The following is a 16,200-nucleotide window of genomic DNA, read 5'->3' on the forward strand; positions in this document are numbered from 1 at the left end:
ACTCAAGCTTTGCTGAAACGCACGGGGTTTTCGCGCTTCTCGATGGATCCAAAAGCCGCTCGCAAGCCCCGCAGTGAAGGGGTTAGAGCCTTTGCGCGAGTAGCTGAAGGCATATTGCCACTTGTCGTTTGCTTCTGCTCATGGCGTTGATCGCGGGCAAACCCATTGATCAGGCACCTCCTGCAGATCCCTGACCATGAGAAACACCAAGCCAAGCGAAGCGACTCCGGCTAAGCTCAACACACCACCACGCCGTTCCCGGAGCCTGCAATGGCCACCCTGCCCAGGCATGCAGTGCCGCTCGCCCTGCTCGCCATCACCCTGTCCTTTTCGACCGGTTGTTCGAACAAGCACGCCAGCACCCGCTACGCCGCCCAAGGCTCCAACTGCTATGCCAAGGCGCTGCCCAGCAGCGGCGAAGGTGGCCTGGCATTCGGTCCGACACTGGCCATGGCGAGCAGGAAGTCGCTGGACAGTTGCATGCGCTATGCCGGCAGGTCCGGGGGCACGCCGCGGACCTGCCAGGTCGTCGTGGCCAAGTGCAAGAGCTGAACTACCCTAACGCTTCTTCGATCAGCGCGGCCACCTCACCTGCCCGCGAAGCCAGCGACGCGTGGCTGGCATCCAAGGTGATGACTTTGCGCGCCTGCAGGCGCGCGGCCATCATTTGCTGATTGACCGGGGCGATCATGTGGTCCTGGCTGGAAATCTGATACCACGAGGGCCTGTGCTTCCAGGCCGGGTCGCTGATGGTGTCAGCGAAGGTACTCGCCAGCGGCGCCTTCTGCGTCACCGCCATGACCCATGCCTCATCCACCGACAGATCCTGGCAAAAGCTTTCGTGGAACTTGTCGGCCTTGATCCACAGATAGCCATCGCTGTCCGGCGCAAGGTTCGCTACCGCGATGGGTGGATGCTGCTGTGTCAGCCCACCAGGGCTTTCACCCGCGTCTGGGGCAAAGGCCGCGATAAAGACCAGTCCCTTCACGTTCGCGGCGTTGCCGGCCTCGGTGATTACCGCCCCACCGTAAGAGTGCCCTACCAGCAGCACCTCGCCTGGCGCCTGCGCCACCATCTTGCGGGTGCGCTCGGCATCGTCGGCCAAGGACGTCAGAGGCAGCTCCACGGCGCGCACGTCTTTAATGCCCTTGCGCGCCAGCTCGACAATCACCTTTCCCCAGTGGGCGGCCCCGCCCCAAAAACCGTGTACAAGCACGACAGTAGGCTGGCTCATGAGAATACCTTCGCGAGAAAACAAGGATGGGGTTTCGCCACAACAGCATAGGCCCAAGAGAACGTGGCCTTAGATCAAAGGCATCGGACAGGGTGCCGACTAATGACGCAATCGCTTCACTTGCCGGCCTGCTGACGCTGCCAGCGCTCCAGGTTCTCGGCCACCAGTTGCTCGGGCAAGGGCCCCGCCACCAGCTCCCGCATCTTGCGCGCCAGCGCTTCGCGCAGCGCCGGCTGGTTGCAACCCGACTTGTGCGATAGCGCCAGGTACAGCCCTTCGCTGGACACCGGCGGCTCAAGTACCTCCAGTTCCTTTTCCTTGCCCAGCGCGCGCGCCAGGGCCATGCCGGGGTACTGCTCGAAGATCACGTAGTCGCTGCGCTTGAGCAGCAGCTTCTGGAAAGCCTGGGTAACGCTGGGCACCGCTTCGAGGTCGAGCTGCGCCCGGGCGTAGTCGTCGAACGCCTGGCCATGGCTGTTGTTGACCAGCGTCCCGCCTCGTCGCCCTTTCAGGTCGGACCAGTCGCTGTAGGCGAAGCCTTCGCCCTTGCGCACCCAGACCACGCTGGAATTGAACAGGAATGGCGGGCTGATGAAGTCGGTCAGCAGTTCGCGCGCCTGGGTGCGAAAGTAGCCGGCCAGCATGTCGATGCGCCCGCTGCTCACTTCCTCCTGCGCCCTGGACCACGGCCCGACATACATCACATCCACCACCAGGCCGAGGTCCTTGGCCACCTGCTTCAGCAAGTCGGCATTGGCGCCGATCAGTTGCGCGGGGTTATGCGGGTCGCGCCAGAGATAAGGTGGGTACTCCGGGTTGCCGGTGGCGGTGAGGTGCTGGCAGTTGTCCGCGGCAAAGCCGCGCAGTGGAACCACGGCCAGCAGGCACGACAACCACACAGACAGGCCCAGACAACGTCCGCTCATGGCGCTCCTCGTGCAATGGATTACGCCACCGACGACGTGGCCTTACACAGTTTGCACGAGAAATGGCCGAACGCCACGTGCCATGTGGCGATCTGTGATGCGGTGCAGCGTCACGGGCAAAGTCGCCAACAGCAGGTCACTGCTCGGCCAACTCCGTCCGGGCATCCCAGCCTCCGCCCAGCGCTGCGATCAACTGCACGCTCGCCACCAGCCGCCCCTGCAACAGCGTCAACACGCTGCGTTCACTGCTCAGCGCCGTGGTCTGCACGTTCACCACGTCCAGGTAACCAATCAACCCGGCCTTGTACTGGTTCTCGGTCAAGCGCAACGACTCCCGCGCCGCCTCGAGCGCTTCCTGCCGGACAACGGCTTCGTCGCCGTACACCTTGAGCTGCACCAGGTAGTTCTCCACCTCCTTGAAGCCATCCAGCACCGTCTGCCGGTACTGCGCCACGGTCTGGTCGTACACCGCCACGGTGCGGTCCACCTCGGCGCTGCGCTTGCCGGCATCGAACAGCGTCAACGCCAACTGCGGGCCGACGGACCAGTAGCGGTTGGGCAGCTCGATCCAGTTGTTGAAACTGCTACTGGAGTACCCGCCATTCATGCTCAGGGACAGGTCGGGGAAGTACGCTGCCCGGGAGACGCCGATATTGGAGTTGGCCGCCATGACCTTGCGCTCGGCCGAGGCGATGTCGGGCCTGCGCTCGAGCAACTGCGACGGTAGCGACACCGGCACCTGCGGCAACGCCGGAATGTCGCGGGTCGCCGCCAGGGCGAAGTCGGCCGGTGCCTTGCCCATCAACACGGCAATGGCGTTCTCGTACTGCGCGCGCTGCCAGGCCAGGTCGATCAGGTCGGCCTGGGTGCTCTTGAGCTGGGTCCGCGCCTGGGCTACGGCATCTGGCCCGGCAACCCCGGCGCGGTACTGGTTCTCGTTCATCTTCAATGACCGCTCATAGGCCGCTACCGTGGCCTCGAGCAAGCGTTTCTGCGCGTCGATCACCCGCAGTTGCAGGTAGTTCTGCACCAGTTCCGACTGCTGGCTCAGGCGAATGGCCGCCATATCGGCCAAGCTGGCGTCGGCACTGGCTTCATTGGCGTTCATGGCTTCACGCAGCTTGCCCCACAGGTCGATCTCCCAGCTCACGCCGAGTTGCGCGTTGTAGGTGTTGCGGATGCCGCTGCTGTTGTTCGACAGGCTCGAGCTGGAGCTCCCGGTGCCCTGGGCCGAACGGTTCTTGCCAGCGGTGAGGTTCAACGAGGGGAACAGCGCGGCGCGGCTGCTGCGCACCAGTGCCTGGGCCTGGCGGTACTGCGCCTCGTACTGCGCCACCGTCTGGTTGCTGCGGTTGAGCTCTTCCACCAGGGCATCGAGCTGTTTGTCGCCATACAGCTCCCACCACGCCCCGCGGGCGATGGCATCGGACGGGTTGGCCTGGGTCCAGCCCTGGGCCTGCTTGAACTGCGCCGGGGTGCTGATCTCCGGGCGGTGATAGTCCGGGCTCAAGGTACAGGCGCTGAGCATGGCCACGCACAACCCGGCGCTGACCAGGCGCGAGCCGCGCCCTTGGGTCAGCAGCCTGAGGGCACGATGGATTCGGGTGTGGGCAAAGTTCATAGCGGGGTATCCAGGGCAGCGTCGGTGCGCACGCCGCGCCAGCGGTTGAACCGGTGGCGCAGGCGATCGAGGTACAGGTAGACCACAGGCGTGGTGTAGAGGGTGAGGATCTGGCTGAAGACCAGGCCGCCGATGATGGTCAGGCCCAGCGGCTGGCGCATCTCGGCGCCCTCGGCGCGGCTGAGCAGCAGCGGCAGCGCGCCGAGGATCGCGGCCAGGGTGGTCATCAGGATCGGCCGCAGGCGCAGCAGGCAGGCACGGCGGATCGACTCCTCCGGTGACAGGCCTTCATGGCGCTCCAGCTGCAGGGCCAGGTCGATCATCAGGATGGCGTTCTTCTTCACCACGCCGATCAGCAGAAATAGCCCCAGCAGCGAGATCAGGCTGAATTCGCCACCGGTCAGGTACAGCGCCAACAAGGCGCCGACCCCGGCCGAAGGCAGTGTGGAGAGGATCGTCAGTGGGTGGATGTAGCTCTCATAGAGAATGCCCAGCACCAGGTATACCAGTACCAGGGCGCCAAGAATCATGAACGGCTGGCCTTCGGCGGTCTTGGTGAACGCGTCGGCATCGCCACCGAGCTTGGCTATCACCGATTCGGGCAGGCCGAGCTTGGCCACCGCCCGCTCCAGCGCGGCCAGGGCCTGGTCTGGGCTGTAGCCTTCGGCGACATCGAACGAGATGTCCTCGGAGGCGAACTGCCCTTCGTGGCTGACGCGGTCGTTGGCCAGGCTGTTCTCGTAGCGGGCGAAGGTGGACAGCGGCACCCGGGCGCCGTCGGCGGTGATCACCTTTACCTGCTCCAGGGTACTTGGGTCCCAGGCGTACTTCGGGTTGATCTCCAGCACCACCTGGTACTGGTTGAGGCTGTCGTAGATGGTCGAGATCTGCCGCTGGCTGTAGGCGTTGTTGAGCACTGCGGTGACCATGTCCATGTCGATGCCCAGGCGCTTGGCCTGGTCACGGTCGACCACCAGGGTCACCTGCTGGGTGCCGGCGCCGTCGTGGGCGTCGATGGCGGTCAGCTCGGGCAGTTTGCGCAGTTCGGCGGTGACCTTGGGGAACCACTCGCGCAGAGCGGCCAGATCGCCGCTCTGCAGGGTATAGAGGTACTGCGAGGTGGTCTGGTCGCGACCGCCGCCACCGAGTTGCAGGTCCTGGTCAGCCATCAGGTACAGACGCCCGCCAGGGATCTTCGGCAATTCCTTGCGCAGGCGATCGATCACCTTCTGCGCGTTTTCCTTGCGCTCGCCGATCGGCTTCAGGCGCACCAGCACGAAGGCGTTGTTGGTGCCGCTGTTGCCGCCAATGAAGCCGGCGACGCTCTCCACGGCCGGGTCCGCGAGCAGAGCGCGGCGGTAGATTTCCATCTTCGGCTGCATCACGGTGAACGACAGGCCGTCGTCGCCGCGGATGAAGCCTTGCAGCTGGCCGGTGTCCTGCTGCGGCATCAGGGTTTTGGGCACCACCACGTAAAGGGCGATGTTGAGCACAATGGTGGCCAGCAGGCTGAGCAGGGTCAGGCGCCTGTGGCGCAGCGCCCAGCCCAGGCTCCGGTCGTAGCTGGCGACCATGCGCTGGTGGATACGGTCGCTCCAGCGTTGCAGGCGGGTCTGCTGCTGCGGGCCATGTACCTTGAGCCAGCGCGAGCAGAGCATCGGCGTCAGCGTCAGCGACACCACCAGCGAGACGATGATCGCCGCCGCCAGGGTGATCGAGAACTCCTTGAACAACCCGCGCACGATCCCGCCCATGAACAGGATGGAGACGAACACCGCCACCAGCGAGACGTTCATCGACAGCAGGGTGAAACCGACCTCCTGCGCGCCCTTGTAGGCGGCCCGCATCGGGCTCTCGCCCTTCTCGATATGCCGGGAGATGTTCTCCAGCACCACGATGGCATCGTCCACCACCAGGCCGGTGGCGAGGATCAGCGCCATCAACGACAGGTTGTTCAGCGAGAACCCGCACAGGTACATGACCGCGAAGGTGCCCACCAGCGACACCGGCACCGCCAGGCTCGGAATCAGCGAGGCGCGGAAGTTGCCGAGGAACAGGTACACCACCAGGATCACCAGCACCACCGCGATCAGCAAGGTGTGCTCGGCCTCCTTCAGGGTGGCCTTGATCACCGGCGAGCGGTCCATGGCCACGTTGAGCTTGACGCTGGCCGGCAGCAGCGACTGCAACGCCGGCAGCTCGGCCTTGATCTGCTCGACGGTCTGGATGATGTTGGCGTTGGTCTGGCGGTTGACCACCAGCAGCACCGCGCTCTCGTCGTTGAAGAAGCCGCTGTTGTAGCGGTTCTCCACGCCATCGCTGACCTTGGCCACGTCCGACAGGCGCAGGATCGAGCCATTCTGCTGGCGGATGACGATGGGTTTGTAGTCCTCGGCCTGCTCCAGCTGGTCGTTGGCGCGTACCTGCCAGTTACGTTCGCTGTCCTCGACGAAGCCCATGGGCCGGCGCTGGTTGGCATTGGCCACGGCGGTGCGCACATCGTCCAGGGACAGGCCGTACTGGTTGAGCAACTGCGGCTCGAGCTCGATGCGCACCGCCGGCAGCGAACTGCCGCCGATCTGCACTTCCCCAACCCCGCTGACCTGCGACAGGCTCTGGGACAGGATGGTGTCGGCCAGGTCGTACAGCTTGCCCTTGGACAGCACCTGCGAGGTCAGCGACAGCACCATGATCGGCGCCTGGGACGGGTTGATCTTCTTGTAGGTGGGCATGCTGCGCATGCCGCTGGGCAGCAGGTTGCGAGTGGCGTTGATCGCTGCCTGCACCTCGCGTGCCGCGCCATCGATGTCGCGGCCCAGCTCGAAGCCGATGATCACCCGGGTCGAGCCCTGGTTGGAACTGCTGGTCAGGGTAGTGACGCCGGCAATGGCGCCGAGCTTGCGCTCCAGCGGCGTGGCCACGGTGGACGCCATGACCTCGGGGCTGGCCCCAGGCAGGCTGGCCTGCACCACGATCACCGGGAAATCCATCTGCGGCAGCGGCGACACCGGCAGCAGGCCAAAACTCACCCCACCCAGCAACATGATCGCCAGGCTCAGCAGCATGGTGGCCACTGGCCGGCGAATGAACGGTCCGGACAGGTTCATGCTTCGGCCTGCCGCGCATCGTCAACCGGGCGCCAGCGACGTGCCAGGCGGTCAAAGTACAGGTAGATGACCGGCGTGGTGAACAGGGTCAGCACCTGACTCACCAACAGGCCGCCGACCATCACCAGACCTAGCGGCTGGCGCAGCTCGGCGCCGGAACCGGTGGCGAGCATCAGCGGCACCGCGCCGAACAGCGCAGCCAGGGTGGTCATCAGGATCGGCCGGAAGCGCAGCAGCGCAGCCTGGTAGATCGCATCATTCGGGCTCATGCCCTGATGACGCTCGGCCTCGAGGGCGAAGTCGATCATCATGATCGCGTTCTTCTTGACGATGCCGATCAGCAGGATGATGCCGATAATGGCGATCATGCCCAGGTCGTTGCCGCTCAGCAGCAGCGCAAGCAACGCCCCTACCGCCGCCGAAGGCAACGTCGAGAGGATGGTCACCGGGTGGATGTAGCTCTCGTAGAGCACGCCGAGCACGATGTACATGGTCACCACGGCGGCAAGGATCAGCAGCAAGGTACTCGAAAGCGAGGCCTGGAACGCCTCGGCGGCGCCCTGGAAACGGGTCTGCACGCCGATCGGCATGCCGATGTCCTGCTGCACCTGCTCGATCACCTTGACCGCCTCGCCCAGGGACGCGCCATGGGCCAGGTTGAACGACATCATCACCGCCGGGAACTGGCCGATGTGCGAGATGGCCAGCTGGGCCTGGCGCTGCTCGATGCGCGCCAGGGCCGACAGGCGCACCTGGCCGCCGTCGGCGGCCTTGACGTGGACCGCTTCCAGGGCCTGCGGGCCGAGGCTGGCCGCGGTCTGGGACTGCAGCACCACGCGGTACTGGCTGGCCTGGGTGTAGATGGTCGAGATCTGCCGCTGGCCGAAGGCGTCGTACAGGGCGTTGGTGATCTGCGCCACGGTGATGCCGAGGCGGCTGGCCATGTCGCGGTCGATCACCAGGTACACCTGCAGGCCCTTGTCCTGCAGATCGCTGGCCACGTCCTGCAGCTCCGGGCGGTCCTTCAGTGCCTGCACCAGCTTGCCGCTCCACTCGGCGAGCATGTCGGCATCCGGCGAGCTGAGGCTGAACTGGTACTGGGTGCGGCTGACCCGATCCTCGATGCTCAGGTCCTGCACCGGCTGCATGAACAGGCGGATGCCGACCAGCTTGTCGAGCTGCGGCTGCAACCGACTGATCACCTCGGCTGCCGTCACGTCGCGCTCGCCATGGGGCTTGAGGTTGATCAGCAGGCGGCCGCTGTTGAGGGTGGCGTTGTCACCATCCACACCGATGTACGAAGACAGGCTCTGCACTGCCGGGTCCTGCAGGATTACCTCGGTCAGGGCCTGCTGGCGTTGACTCATGGCGGCGAACGAAGTCGACTGCGGTGCCTCGGAAATACCCTGGATCACCCCGGTGTCCTGGGCCGGGAAGAAGCCCTTGGGCACCATCAGGTAGAGCACAACGGTCAGCGCCAGGGTTGCCACGGCCACCAGCAGCGTCAACGGCTGGCGCTTGAGCACCCAGGTCAGGGCACTGGCGTAGTGCTTGATCAGCCAGTCGATCCAGGCGCCGCTGGCACGGTAGAAGCGGCCCTGCTCCTCCTCCTCGGGCTCGCGCTTGAGCAGCCGGGCGCACATCATCGGCGTCAAGGTCAGTGACACCACCAGGGAAATCAGGATGGCCACCGCCAGGGTGATGGCGAACTCGCGGAACAGCCGCCCGACCACGTCGGCCATGAACAGCAGCGGGATCAATACCGCGATCAGCGAGAAGGTCAGCGATATCAAGGTAAAACCGATCTGTTTCGCGCCCTTGAGCGCGGCTTGCAGCGGTGTCTCGCCCTCTTCTATATGCCGGGAGATGTTCTCCAGCATGACAATGGCATCGTCCACCACGAAACCGGTGGCGATGGTCAGGGCCATCAGCGTGAGGTTATTGACCGAGAAGCCGGCCAGGTACATCACCCCGAAGGTGCCGATCAGCGACAGCGGCACGGCGATCGACGGGATGATCGTGGCCGAGACCCGGCGCAGGAACAGGAAGGTCACCATCACCACCAGGGCAATGGCGAACAGCAACTCGTGCTGCACGTCGCGCACGGCGGCGCGGATGGTCTGGGTACGGTCGGTGAGCACGCTGACGTCGAGGCCCGCCGGCAGGTTGTCGGTGATCGACGGCAGCAGCTCCTTGATCCGGTCGACCACCTCGATGACGTTGGCGCCGGGCTGGCGCTGGATGTTCAGCAGCACCGCCTCGTTCTGGTTGGCCCAGGCGGCCAGGCGCTCGTTCTCGGCGCCGTCGACGATCTCGGCGACGTCCTTCAGGCGCAGCGGCGCGCCATTGTTGTACTTGAGGATGAGATTGGCGTATTCGGCCGGCGAGCGCAGCTGGTCGTTGGCGTCGAGCATCGACACCCGGGTCGGGCCGTCGAAGTTGCCCTTGGGCTGGTTGACGTTGGAGGCGCCGATCAGGGTGCGCACGTCGTCCAGGTTAAGGCCGTTGGCGGCCAGCGCGTCGACGTTGACCTTGATCCGCACGGCCTGGCGCTGGCCACCGGCGATACTGACCATGCCGACGCCGCTGATCTGCGCGATCTTCTGCGCCACGCGGGTATCGACCAGGTCGTTGAGCTTGGGCAGTGGCATGGTCTTGGAGGAAATGGCCAGGGTCAGCACCGGCGTGTCGGCCGGGTTGACCTTGTTGTACACCGGCGGCGCCGGCAGGTCGCTGGGCAGCAGGTTGCTGGCGGCGTTGATCGCGGCCTGTACCTGCTGTTCGGCGACATCCATGTTCATGTCGAGGTTGAAGCGCAGGGTCAGCACCGAGGCGCCGCCGGAGCTGGTCGAGGCCATCTGCTCGAGGCCCGGCATCTGCCCGAACTGACGCTCCAAGGGTGCGGTGACGGCGCTGGTCATGACCTGGGGGCTGGCGCCGGGGTACAGGGTCATGACGCGGATGGTCGGGTAATCGACCTGGGGCAAGGCCGCCACCGGCAGCAGTTTGTAGGCGATCAGGCCGGCCAGGACGATGGCCAGCATGCTCAGCGTGGTGGCGACCGGCCGCAGGATGAACAGGCGCGAGAGGTTCATGCGCCCGCCTTGGAGCCTGGTTCACCAGTCTGCGCCGAGCCTTTGGCGCCCTGCCCCTGCAGGTGCTGGCCGGGGGTGGTCGGCACTTGCGAGCTGTCTTCGACCACCTCGACCTTGGAGCCTTCGCGCAGGCGGTCGGTGCCTTCCAGCACCAGGCGGTCACCGGCGGCCAGGCCCTCGACGATCACACTATTCTCGCCATCACTGGCTCCGACCTTGAGCGGGCGGATGTTGATCGTGCTCTCGGCGTTGACCACATAGGCGAAGGTGCCGTCATTGCCGAACTGGATGGCCGCGGCCGGGGCCAGTACCACCTGCTTCAGGGTGTCGGCCAGCAGGCGCACATTGACGAACTGGTTGGGGAACAGGGCATGGTCGGCGTTCTGGAAGGTGCCCTTGAACTTCAGGGTGCCGGTGGCGGTGTCGATCTGGTTGTCGAGGCTGCCCAGCACGCCGGTGGACTGCAGCTTCTGGTCGCCACGATCCCAGGCTTCCACCGGCAGGCTGGCGCCACTGCGGTAGCGGGCGAGCACGGTGTCGAGCTGGGTTTCCGGCAACGTGAAGGCGACACTGATCGGCTCGGTCTGGGTGATGACCACCAGCGCCGTGGTGTCGTTGGCGGCGACCAGGTTGCCCACGTCCAGCTGGCGCAGGCCCAGGCGACCGCTGATCGGCGCACGGATCTGGGTGAACTCCAGGTTCAGGCGCGCGTCGTTGACCTGCGCCTGGTTGGTCTTGACCAGCCCTTGAAATTGCCCGACCTGTGCCTCGGCGGTGTCCAGGGTCTGCTTGGCGATGCTGTCTTCGGCATACAGGCCTTTATAACGAGCCAGGTCGACCTGGGCGTTCTTCAGTTGAGCCTGGTTCTGCGCCAAGGTGCCTTCGGCCTGCTGCAGGGCGATACGGTAGCTGCGCGGGTCGATCTCGGCGAGCAGGTCGCCGGCCTTGACCTGCTGGCCCTCCTTGAAATGAATCTTCACCAGCTCGCCAGCCACCCGGCTGCGCACATTGACCGTGTTGGTCGCGGTCACGGTGCCAAGGGCCTTGTAGTAAAGCGGGAAGTCACCCACCCGCGCAGGCTCGACGCGCACCGGCACCGCTTCGGTGGAGGCGCCGAAACCCGGCCGCCCACCCATGCCTTTGCCCGGGCGATGCCCTTCACCCTCTTTATGGGCGGTCGTTGCGGGCCACAGCCACCAGGCCAGCAGGGCCACCAGCAGCAGGATCAGCAGGCCGAACAGCCAGCGACGAGGGGAACGGGAATTGGAGGCTTGCATGGGTCGAACGAACCTTGTTCAGAGAATGACGGCGTGGAGAGCGTGAACGATAAGCACTGGCATCGTTTTAGCAAAGGGGCTTTACCAGTGCTTTACCTTCGGCTGACGTTGGCAAAGGCGTGAACTTTAAATGAAAACGGCCTGGAACAGGGTCCAGGCCGTTACCGGGTGTTACCTGGTTCGCCGGCAAGCCGGCGAACACTTACTTCAAGACAGCCAGCGCCGCCTCGTAGTTCGGCTCGTCGGCGATTTCGCCCACCAGCTCGCTGTGCAGCACCTTGTCGTTTTCGTCCAGCACCACCACGGCGCGGGCGGCCAAGCCGGCCAGCGGGCCATCGGCGATGGCCACGCCGTAGTTTTCCAGGAACTCGCGGCCACGCAGGGTCGACAGGTTCTTCACGTTCTCCAGGCCTTCAGCACCGCAGAAGCGCGCCTGGGCGAACGGCAGGTCGGCGGAGATGCACAGCACCACGGTGTTGGCCACGTCATTGGCCTGGGCGTTGAACTTGCGCACCGAGGTGGCGCAGGTCGGGGTGTCGACGCTTGGGAAAATGTTCAGCACCTTGCGCTTGCCGGCGAAGTCGGCAAGCGACTTGTTCGACAGATCGCCAGCGACCAGGGAGAAGGCAGGTGCCGCGGCGCCTTGCTTTGGCAGTTCACCGCTGACCTGAACCGGGTTGCCTTTGAGAGTCACTTGAGCCATGGCGGAAATCCTTATGCGGGGGTTTGAAAAGGATTCAGAGTTAAGCATGAAGCAGCGCAAGTGCCTATGGGCAAAGATGAAATTGTCCTACGTTCGGCCAATTCCTGTAGACAAACGCCCGGGTGACTGGCGTCGGCCCGGGCGCTTTTCCTACGTGGCGAGCATTCAGGCCAGCAGGCCGTACACCACCGAAGTCAAGGCCACCAGGCCGACTACCACCACAAACACGTTGGACAGCGCACCACTGTACTTGCGCATCGACGGCACGCGGCGGATGGCGTACATCGGCATCAGGAACAGCAGTACCGCGATGATCGGGCCGCCGAGGGATTCGATCATGCCGAGGATGCTCGGGTTGAGGGTGGCGACGATCCAGCACACCACCAGCATCAGCGCGGCAACGATGCGGTCCAGGGCCTTGGCGCCCGGACGCATGCCGGTCTTGACGATCATGCCCTTGAGGCCTTCGCTGGCACCAATGTAGTGGCCCAGGAACGACTTGGCGATGGCGATGAAGGCGATCAGCGGAGCGGCGAAAGCGATGGCCGGCTGCTCGAAGTGGTTGGCCAGGTAGGACAGGATCGACAGGTTCTGCGCCTTGGCTTCAGCCAGCTGGGCGCTGCTCAGGGTCAGCACGCAGCTGAACACGAAGAACAGCACCATCAGTACCATCAGCAGATGGGCGCGTCGCAGGATCTGACCACTGCGCTCGTCGGCGTGCTCGGCGTAGCGGCGCTTCTGATCAACGGCAAAGGCCGAGATGATCGGCGAATGGTTGAACGAGAACACCATCACCGGAATGGCCAGCCACACGGTGTGCAGGAAGGCCGAGCCGGACGGCACCTGGGTGGCAGTGTCGAGGATACCACCGGTCCAGTGCGGCACCAGGTACAGGGCCAGCAGCGCCAGGGCGACGATGAACGGATACACCAGCAGGCTCATGACCTTGACCGTGGCCTGTTCGCCGCAGCGCACGATGGCCAGCAGGCCGAGGATCAGCACGAACGACAGGATCGCCCGCGGCGGCGGCGCGATATGCAGTTGGTGCTCCATGAAGCTGCTGACGGTGTTGGTCAGCGCCACGCTGTAGATCAGCAGGATCGGGAAGATGGCGAAGAAGTACAGGACAGTGATCAGCGCACCGGCGGTGATGCCGAAATGCTCCTCGACCACGTCGGTGATATCGCCGCCCTTGCTGCCCGAGAGCACGAAACGGGTCAGCCCGCGGTGGGCGAAGTAGGTCATGGGGAAGGCCAGCAAGGCCAGGACCAGCAGCGGCCAGAAACCGCCAAGGCCGGCGTTGATGGGCAGGAACAGGGTTCCGGCGCCGATGGCCGTGCCGAACAGGCCCAGCATCCAGGTGGTGTCTTGACGCGACCAGCTACCGAGGGTGGCGGGGGTCGATTCTACAAAGCGTTGTTCAACGCTTGGGGCCTGCTCATTCATTCCGGGTGAAGCTCCACTCGCAAGACTGCAACAGGCTGAGAATGGCGAAATAGACGATTCGCCCAACTCAACCGGGGAAGAGGGACGCGATTGTGCATGCAAAGGTTGCACTTGGGGAAGCCCCGCCCGAGGGACGGTTGCACTTGTCTTTACAAGCAGGTTGTGCTGGATGGGGCTACGCAGCCCTTTCGCCGCGGTTTGTCGCCACCGCAAGCCGGACCTCACAGGGACTCAAAGAGGCAATGCAGGCGATAGGGGTGGGAGCCGGCGCCGGCGAAAGGGCCGCAAAGCGGCCCCAGGCAGGTTACCGCTGAACGGCGGCAAACGCCTCGGCCACCTGGCGCAGGTTGGCCGGGCGCAGGCCGGACATGCACACCCGACCACTGTCGATCAGGTACACGCCGAACTCGTCACGCAGGCGACGCACCTGTTCCACGCTGAAGCCGGTATAGCTGAACATGCCGCGCTGGCGCAGGAAGAACTGGAAGTCCTGGCCTGGCAGCAGCTCGCCGAGCAGGTCGACCAGCCCCTGGCGCATGTCGAGGATGCGCTTGCGCATTGCTTCAACTTCCGCGGCCCATTGGGCGTTGAGCGCGGCGTCACCCAGCACGCCGGCCACCAGCTGGGCGCCGAAAGCGGGTGGGCTGGAGTAGTTGCGGCGCACGGTGGCCTTGAGCTGGCCAAGCACGCTGGAAGCGGTGGCGGCATCGTCGCAGACCACCGACAAGCCCCCTACCCGCTCGCCGTACAGCGAGAAGATCTTCGAGAACGAGTTGCTGACCAGGCAAGGCACGCCGGCACGGGCCATTTCGCGGATCGCATAAGCGTCTTCGACCAGGCCTTCGCCGAAGCCCTGGTAGGCGATATCGAGGAAGGGGATCAACTGGCGCGCCTTGACCACTTCGACCACCTGTTGCCACTGCTGCTGGTCCAGGTCAACGCCGGTGGGGTTGTGGCAGCACGGATGCAGCAGGACCACGCTGTTCTGCGGCAAGGCCTGCAGGCTGGCCAGCATGCCGGCGAAGTCGACGCCACGGGTGTCCGGGTCGAAGTACGGGTAGGTGTGCACCTTGAAACCTGCACCTTCGAAGATTGCCCGGTGGTTGTCCCAGGTCGGGTTGCTCACCCAGACCTCGGAGCCTGGGAAGTAACGCTTGAGGAAGTCGGCACCGACTTTCAGCGCGCCCGAGCCGCCGACGGTCTGCACGGTGGCCACGCGACCAGCGGCGACGGCCGGGTGCTCGGCGCCGAACAGCAAGGCCTGGATCGCCTGGCGGTAAGCGGCCAGGCCTTCCATCGGCAGGTACAGCGAGGCTTCATGGGGCTGGCCGGCCAGGCGTTTCTCCACCTCAGCCACCGCCGCCAGCTGCGGCACCACGCCGGCTTCGTCGTAGTACAGACCGATACTCAGGTTGACCTTGGCGGCGCGCGGGTCGGCCTTGAAGGTTTCCATCAGCGAGAGGATCGGGTCGCCGGCATAGGCATCGACATGTTTGAACACAGCGTGCAGCTCCTTGGAGATCAGGACAGTTCAGGAAAGGCTCAGGCGAGGATAACCGCAGAGCGCCACGAGGAACATCACCGATGTGCAAGGAGACCCTGCAGGTTTGCAAGGCCGAACCCGCAGCACACGGATTTTGCCACGCGGCGCGGCCCCAGGATCGCACCCTGGTCGTTGCATTTGCCACCTGCCTGCCCCAAGCTCTGCCGTAATGCCACCCCGGACCGCGAGATGCCCAGACGTCGCCCTCTCCTGATCGCCCTGTTGCTGTTACTCGTGCTGCCCGCGGCGATCGGTTACCTGTGGCGTGACCGCCAGCCCGCACCGCCCAGCCTGCCGCCCCACAGCTACGCCAAGGCCCTGCGCCAGGCACACGATGGCCTGCCGGGCGCTGCGCGGGTGTTGTACCAGCAGTTGCAACGCGACGACCTGCCCCCCATCCGTCGCGCCGCGCTGCATGCCGAACTGCCCAACTACCCCTCGCCACAGGCGTTGAAACTGGCCAGCCAGGACCTTGAGCACGCCGACCCGCTGGTACGCCGCGCCGCTATCACCAGTATCCGCCGGCTGTTGCCGGCGGCCCAGCGCAGCCTGGTGCTGGGTCCATTGCTGGAAGATGACGAGCAAAGCGTGCGCTTCGCCGCGGTGGACGCCCTGCTGGGTCTCGACCCCGACGCCATCGGCCTGTACTTCGGCCCCTTGCAGGATACCCTGGAGCAGTACGAGCAGACCCTGGAACAACAGCCCGACGACGCCGCCGCCCAGTTGCACCTGGCCCGACTATACATGCATGAACAAGCCTACGAGGCAGCCTCCCGGGCCCTGCAGCGCAGCCTGGCCTTGGCCCCTGAAGGCCTGGACACCCTGGCCACCCAGGTCCGCCTGCTGGAGCAACAGGGCCAGCACGACGCCTCCCGCGAGGTGCTCGCCAAGGCCCTGGCACTGCGCCCGGACTCGGCGTTCCTGCAATACGAACTGGGCCTGTGGCTGACCCGCCATGAGCAGCAGGAATACGCCCTGCTCGCCCTCTCGCGGGCTGTCGAGCTGGAACCGGAAAACAACGATTATCGCTACACCCTGGCCATCACCCTGCACCAGCTGGAACAGCTCGATGCCGCGCAAAAGCAGCTGGAAACCGTGCTCAACCGCCAACCGGCCAATCGCCGGGTGCGGGTACTGCTGATCGAGTACTGGAAGGAAACCGGCCAATTGCAGAATGTCCAGGTCCTGCTGGCCGAGCTGGAGCGGCAGAACCCGGACGACCCTTTCCTGCAGCAGGGGCTGTGATCA

11 protein-coding genes are annotated in these 16,200 nt (G+C 65.0%); 2 read left to right on the forward strand and 9 right to left on the reverse strand.

Annotated elements, in window-relative coordinates; translation table 11 throughout:
* The first annotated feature begins 270 nt into the window (after window positions 1–270).
* A complete protein-coding gene (locus ACZ9C1_RS06650; RefSeq protein ID WP_046855739.1) occupies window positions 271–552 on the forward strand; it encodes a hypothetical protein in 282 nt (93 codons plus the stop codon).
* Window position 553: 1 nt separating this feature from the next.
* Here ACZ9C1_RS06650 and ACZ9C1_RS06655 read toward each other — a convergent pair whose 3' ends face one another.
* From ACZ9C1_RS06655 to ACZ9C1_RS06695, 9 genes are all read right to left on the reverse strand, one after another.
* Window positions 554–1,234: an alpha/beta hydrolase gene (locus ACZ9C1_RS06655; protein ID WP_139671258.1), complete on the reverse strand. Its 681-nt coding sequence runs from the start codon at window positions 1,232–1,234 to the stop codon at window positions 554–556.
* A gap of 116 nt (window positions 1,235–1,350) precedes the next feature.
* On the reverse strand, window positions 1,351–2,160 hold the full coding sequence (locus tag ACZ9C1_RS06660; protein ID WP_110699243.1) for a substrate-binding periplasmic protein: 810 nt from the start codon (window positions 2,158–2,160) through the stop codon (window positions 1,351–1,353).
* Window positions 2,161–2,296: 136 nt separating this feature from the next.
* The gene (locus tag ACZ9C1_RS06665; RefSeq protein WP_102683915.1) at window positions 2,297–3,781 is read right to left on the reverse strand and encodes an efflux transporter outer membrane subunit; all 1,485 of its coding nucleotides are present in this window, start codon (window positions 3,779–3,781) and stop codon (window positions 2,297–2,299) included.
* Window positions 3,778–6,888 (reverse strand): multidrug efflux RND transporter permease subunit, encoded by a 3,111-nt coding sequence (locus tag ACZ9C1_RS06670; protein WP_476253782.1) that lies wholly within the window; start codon window positions 6,886–6,888, stop codon window positions 3,778–3,780. The genes ACZ9C1_RS06665 and ACZ9C1_RS06670 overlap by 4 nt, the downstream gene beginning before the upstream one ends.
* On the reverse strand, window positions 6,885–9,983 hold the full coding sequence (locus ACZ9C1_RS06675) for an MdtB/MuxB family multidrug efflux RND transporter permease subunit (RefSeq protein ID WP_111532355.1): 3,099 nt from the start codon (window positions 9,981–9,983) through the stop codon (window positions 6,885–6,887). Before ACZ9C1_RS06675 ends, ACZ9C1_RS06670 begins: the two co-directional genes overlap by 4 nt.
* On the reverse strand, window positions 9,980–11,260 hold the full coding sequence (locus ACZ9C1_RS06680; protein WP_457377670.1) for an MdtA/MuxA family multidrug efflux RND transporter periplasmic adaptor subunit: 1,281 nt from the start codon (window positions 11,258–11,260) through the stop codon (window positions 9,980–9,982). The genes ACZ9C1_RS06675 and ACZ9C1_RS06680 overlap by 4 nt, the downstream gene beginning before the upstream one ends.
* Before the next feature lie 202 nt (window positions 11,261–11,462).
* Window positions 11,463–11,963 (reverse strand): thiol peroxidase, encoded by a 501-nt coding sequence (gene tpx, locus ACZ9C1_RS06685; RefSeq protein WP_028692156.1) that lies wholly within the window; start codon window positions 11,961–11,963, stop codon window positions 11,463–11,465.
* 165 nt (window positions 11,964–12,128) lie between these two features.
* On the reverse strand, window positions 12,129–13,409 hold the full coding sequence (locus tag ACZ9C1_RS06690) for a serine/threonine transporter (protein WP_023631759.1): 1,281 nt from the start codon (window positions 13,407–13,409) through the stop codon (window positions 12,129–12,131).
* 304 nt (window positions 13,410–13,713) lie between these two features.
* Window positions 13,714–14,910: an amino acid aminotransferase gene (locus ACZ9C1_RS06695; protein WP_139671268.1), complete on the reverse strand. Its 1,197-nt coding sequence runs from the start codon at window positions 14,908–14,910 to the stop codon at window positions 13,714–13,716.
* A gap of 231 nt (window positions 14,911–15,141) precedes the next feature.
* Between ACZ9C1_RS06695 and ACZ9C1_RS06700 the strand changes: the two genes are divergently transcribed.
* Entirely contained in the window at window positions 15,142–16,197 is a 1,056-nt protein-coding gene (locus ACZ9C1_RS06700) for a HEAT repeat domain-containing protein (protein ID WP_457377672.1), read from the forward strand.
* Window positions 16,198–16,200 lie beyond the last annotated feature (3 nt).

This window comes from Pseudomonas sp. TE21435, assembly GCF_056279265.1.

Coding starts and splice junctions, on each gene's coding strand:
- ACZ9C1_RS06650 (WP_046855739.1), top strand. CDS start 271: ATGGCCACCCTGCCCAGGCATGCAGTGCCGCTCGCCCTGCTCGCCATC.
- ACZ9C1_RS06655 (WP_139671258.1), bottom strand. CDS start 1,234: ATGAGCCAGCCTACTGTCGTGCTTGTACACGGTTTTTGGGGCGGGGCC.
- ACZ9C1_RS06660 (WP_110699243.1), bottom strand. CDS start 2,160: ATGAGCGGACGTTGTCTGGGCCTGTCTGTGTGGTTGTCGTGCCTGCTG.
- ACZ9C1_RS06665 (WP_102683915.1), bottom strand. CDS start 3,781: ATGAACTTTGCCCACACCCGAATCCATCGTGCCCTCAGGCTGCTGACC.
- ACZ9C1_RS06670 (WP_476253782.1), bottom strand. CDS start 6,888: ATGAACCTGTCCGGACCGTTCATTCGCCGGCCAGTGGCCACCATGCTG.
- ACZ9C1_RS06675 (WP_111532355.1), bottom strand. CDS start 9,983: ATGAACCTCTCGCGCCTGTTCATCCTGCGGCCGGTCGCCACCACGCTG.
- ACZ9C1_RS06680 (WP_457377670.1), bottom strand. CDS start 11,260: ATGCAAGCCTCCAATTCCCGTTCCCCTCGTCGCTGGCTGTTCGGCCTG.
- tpx (WP_028692156.1), bottom strand. CDS start 11,963: ATGGCTCAAGTGACTCTCAAAGGCAACCCGGTTCAGGTCAGCGGTGAA.
- ACZ9C1_RS06690 (WP_023631759.1), bottom strand. CDS start 13,409: ATGAATGAGCAGGCCCCAAGCGTTGAACAACGCTTTGTAGAATCGACC.
- ACZ9C1_RS06700 (WP_457377672.1), top strand. CDS start 15,142: ATGCCCAGACGTCGCCCTCTCCTGATCGCCCTGTTGCTGTTACTCGTG.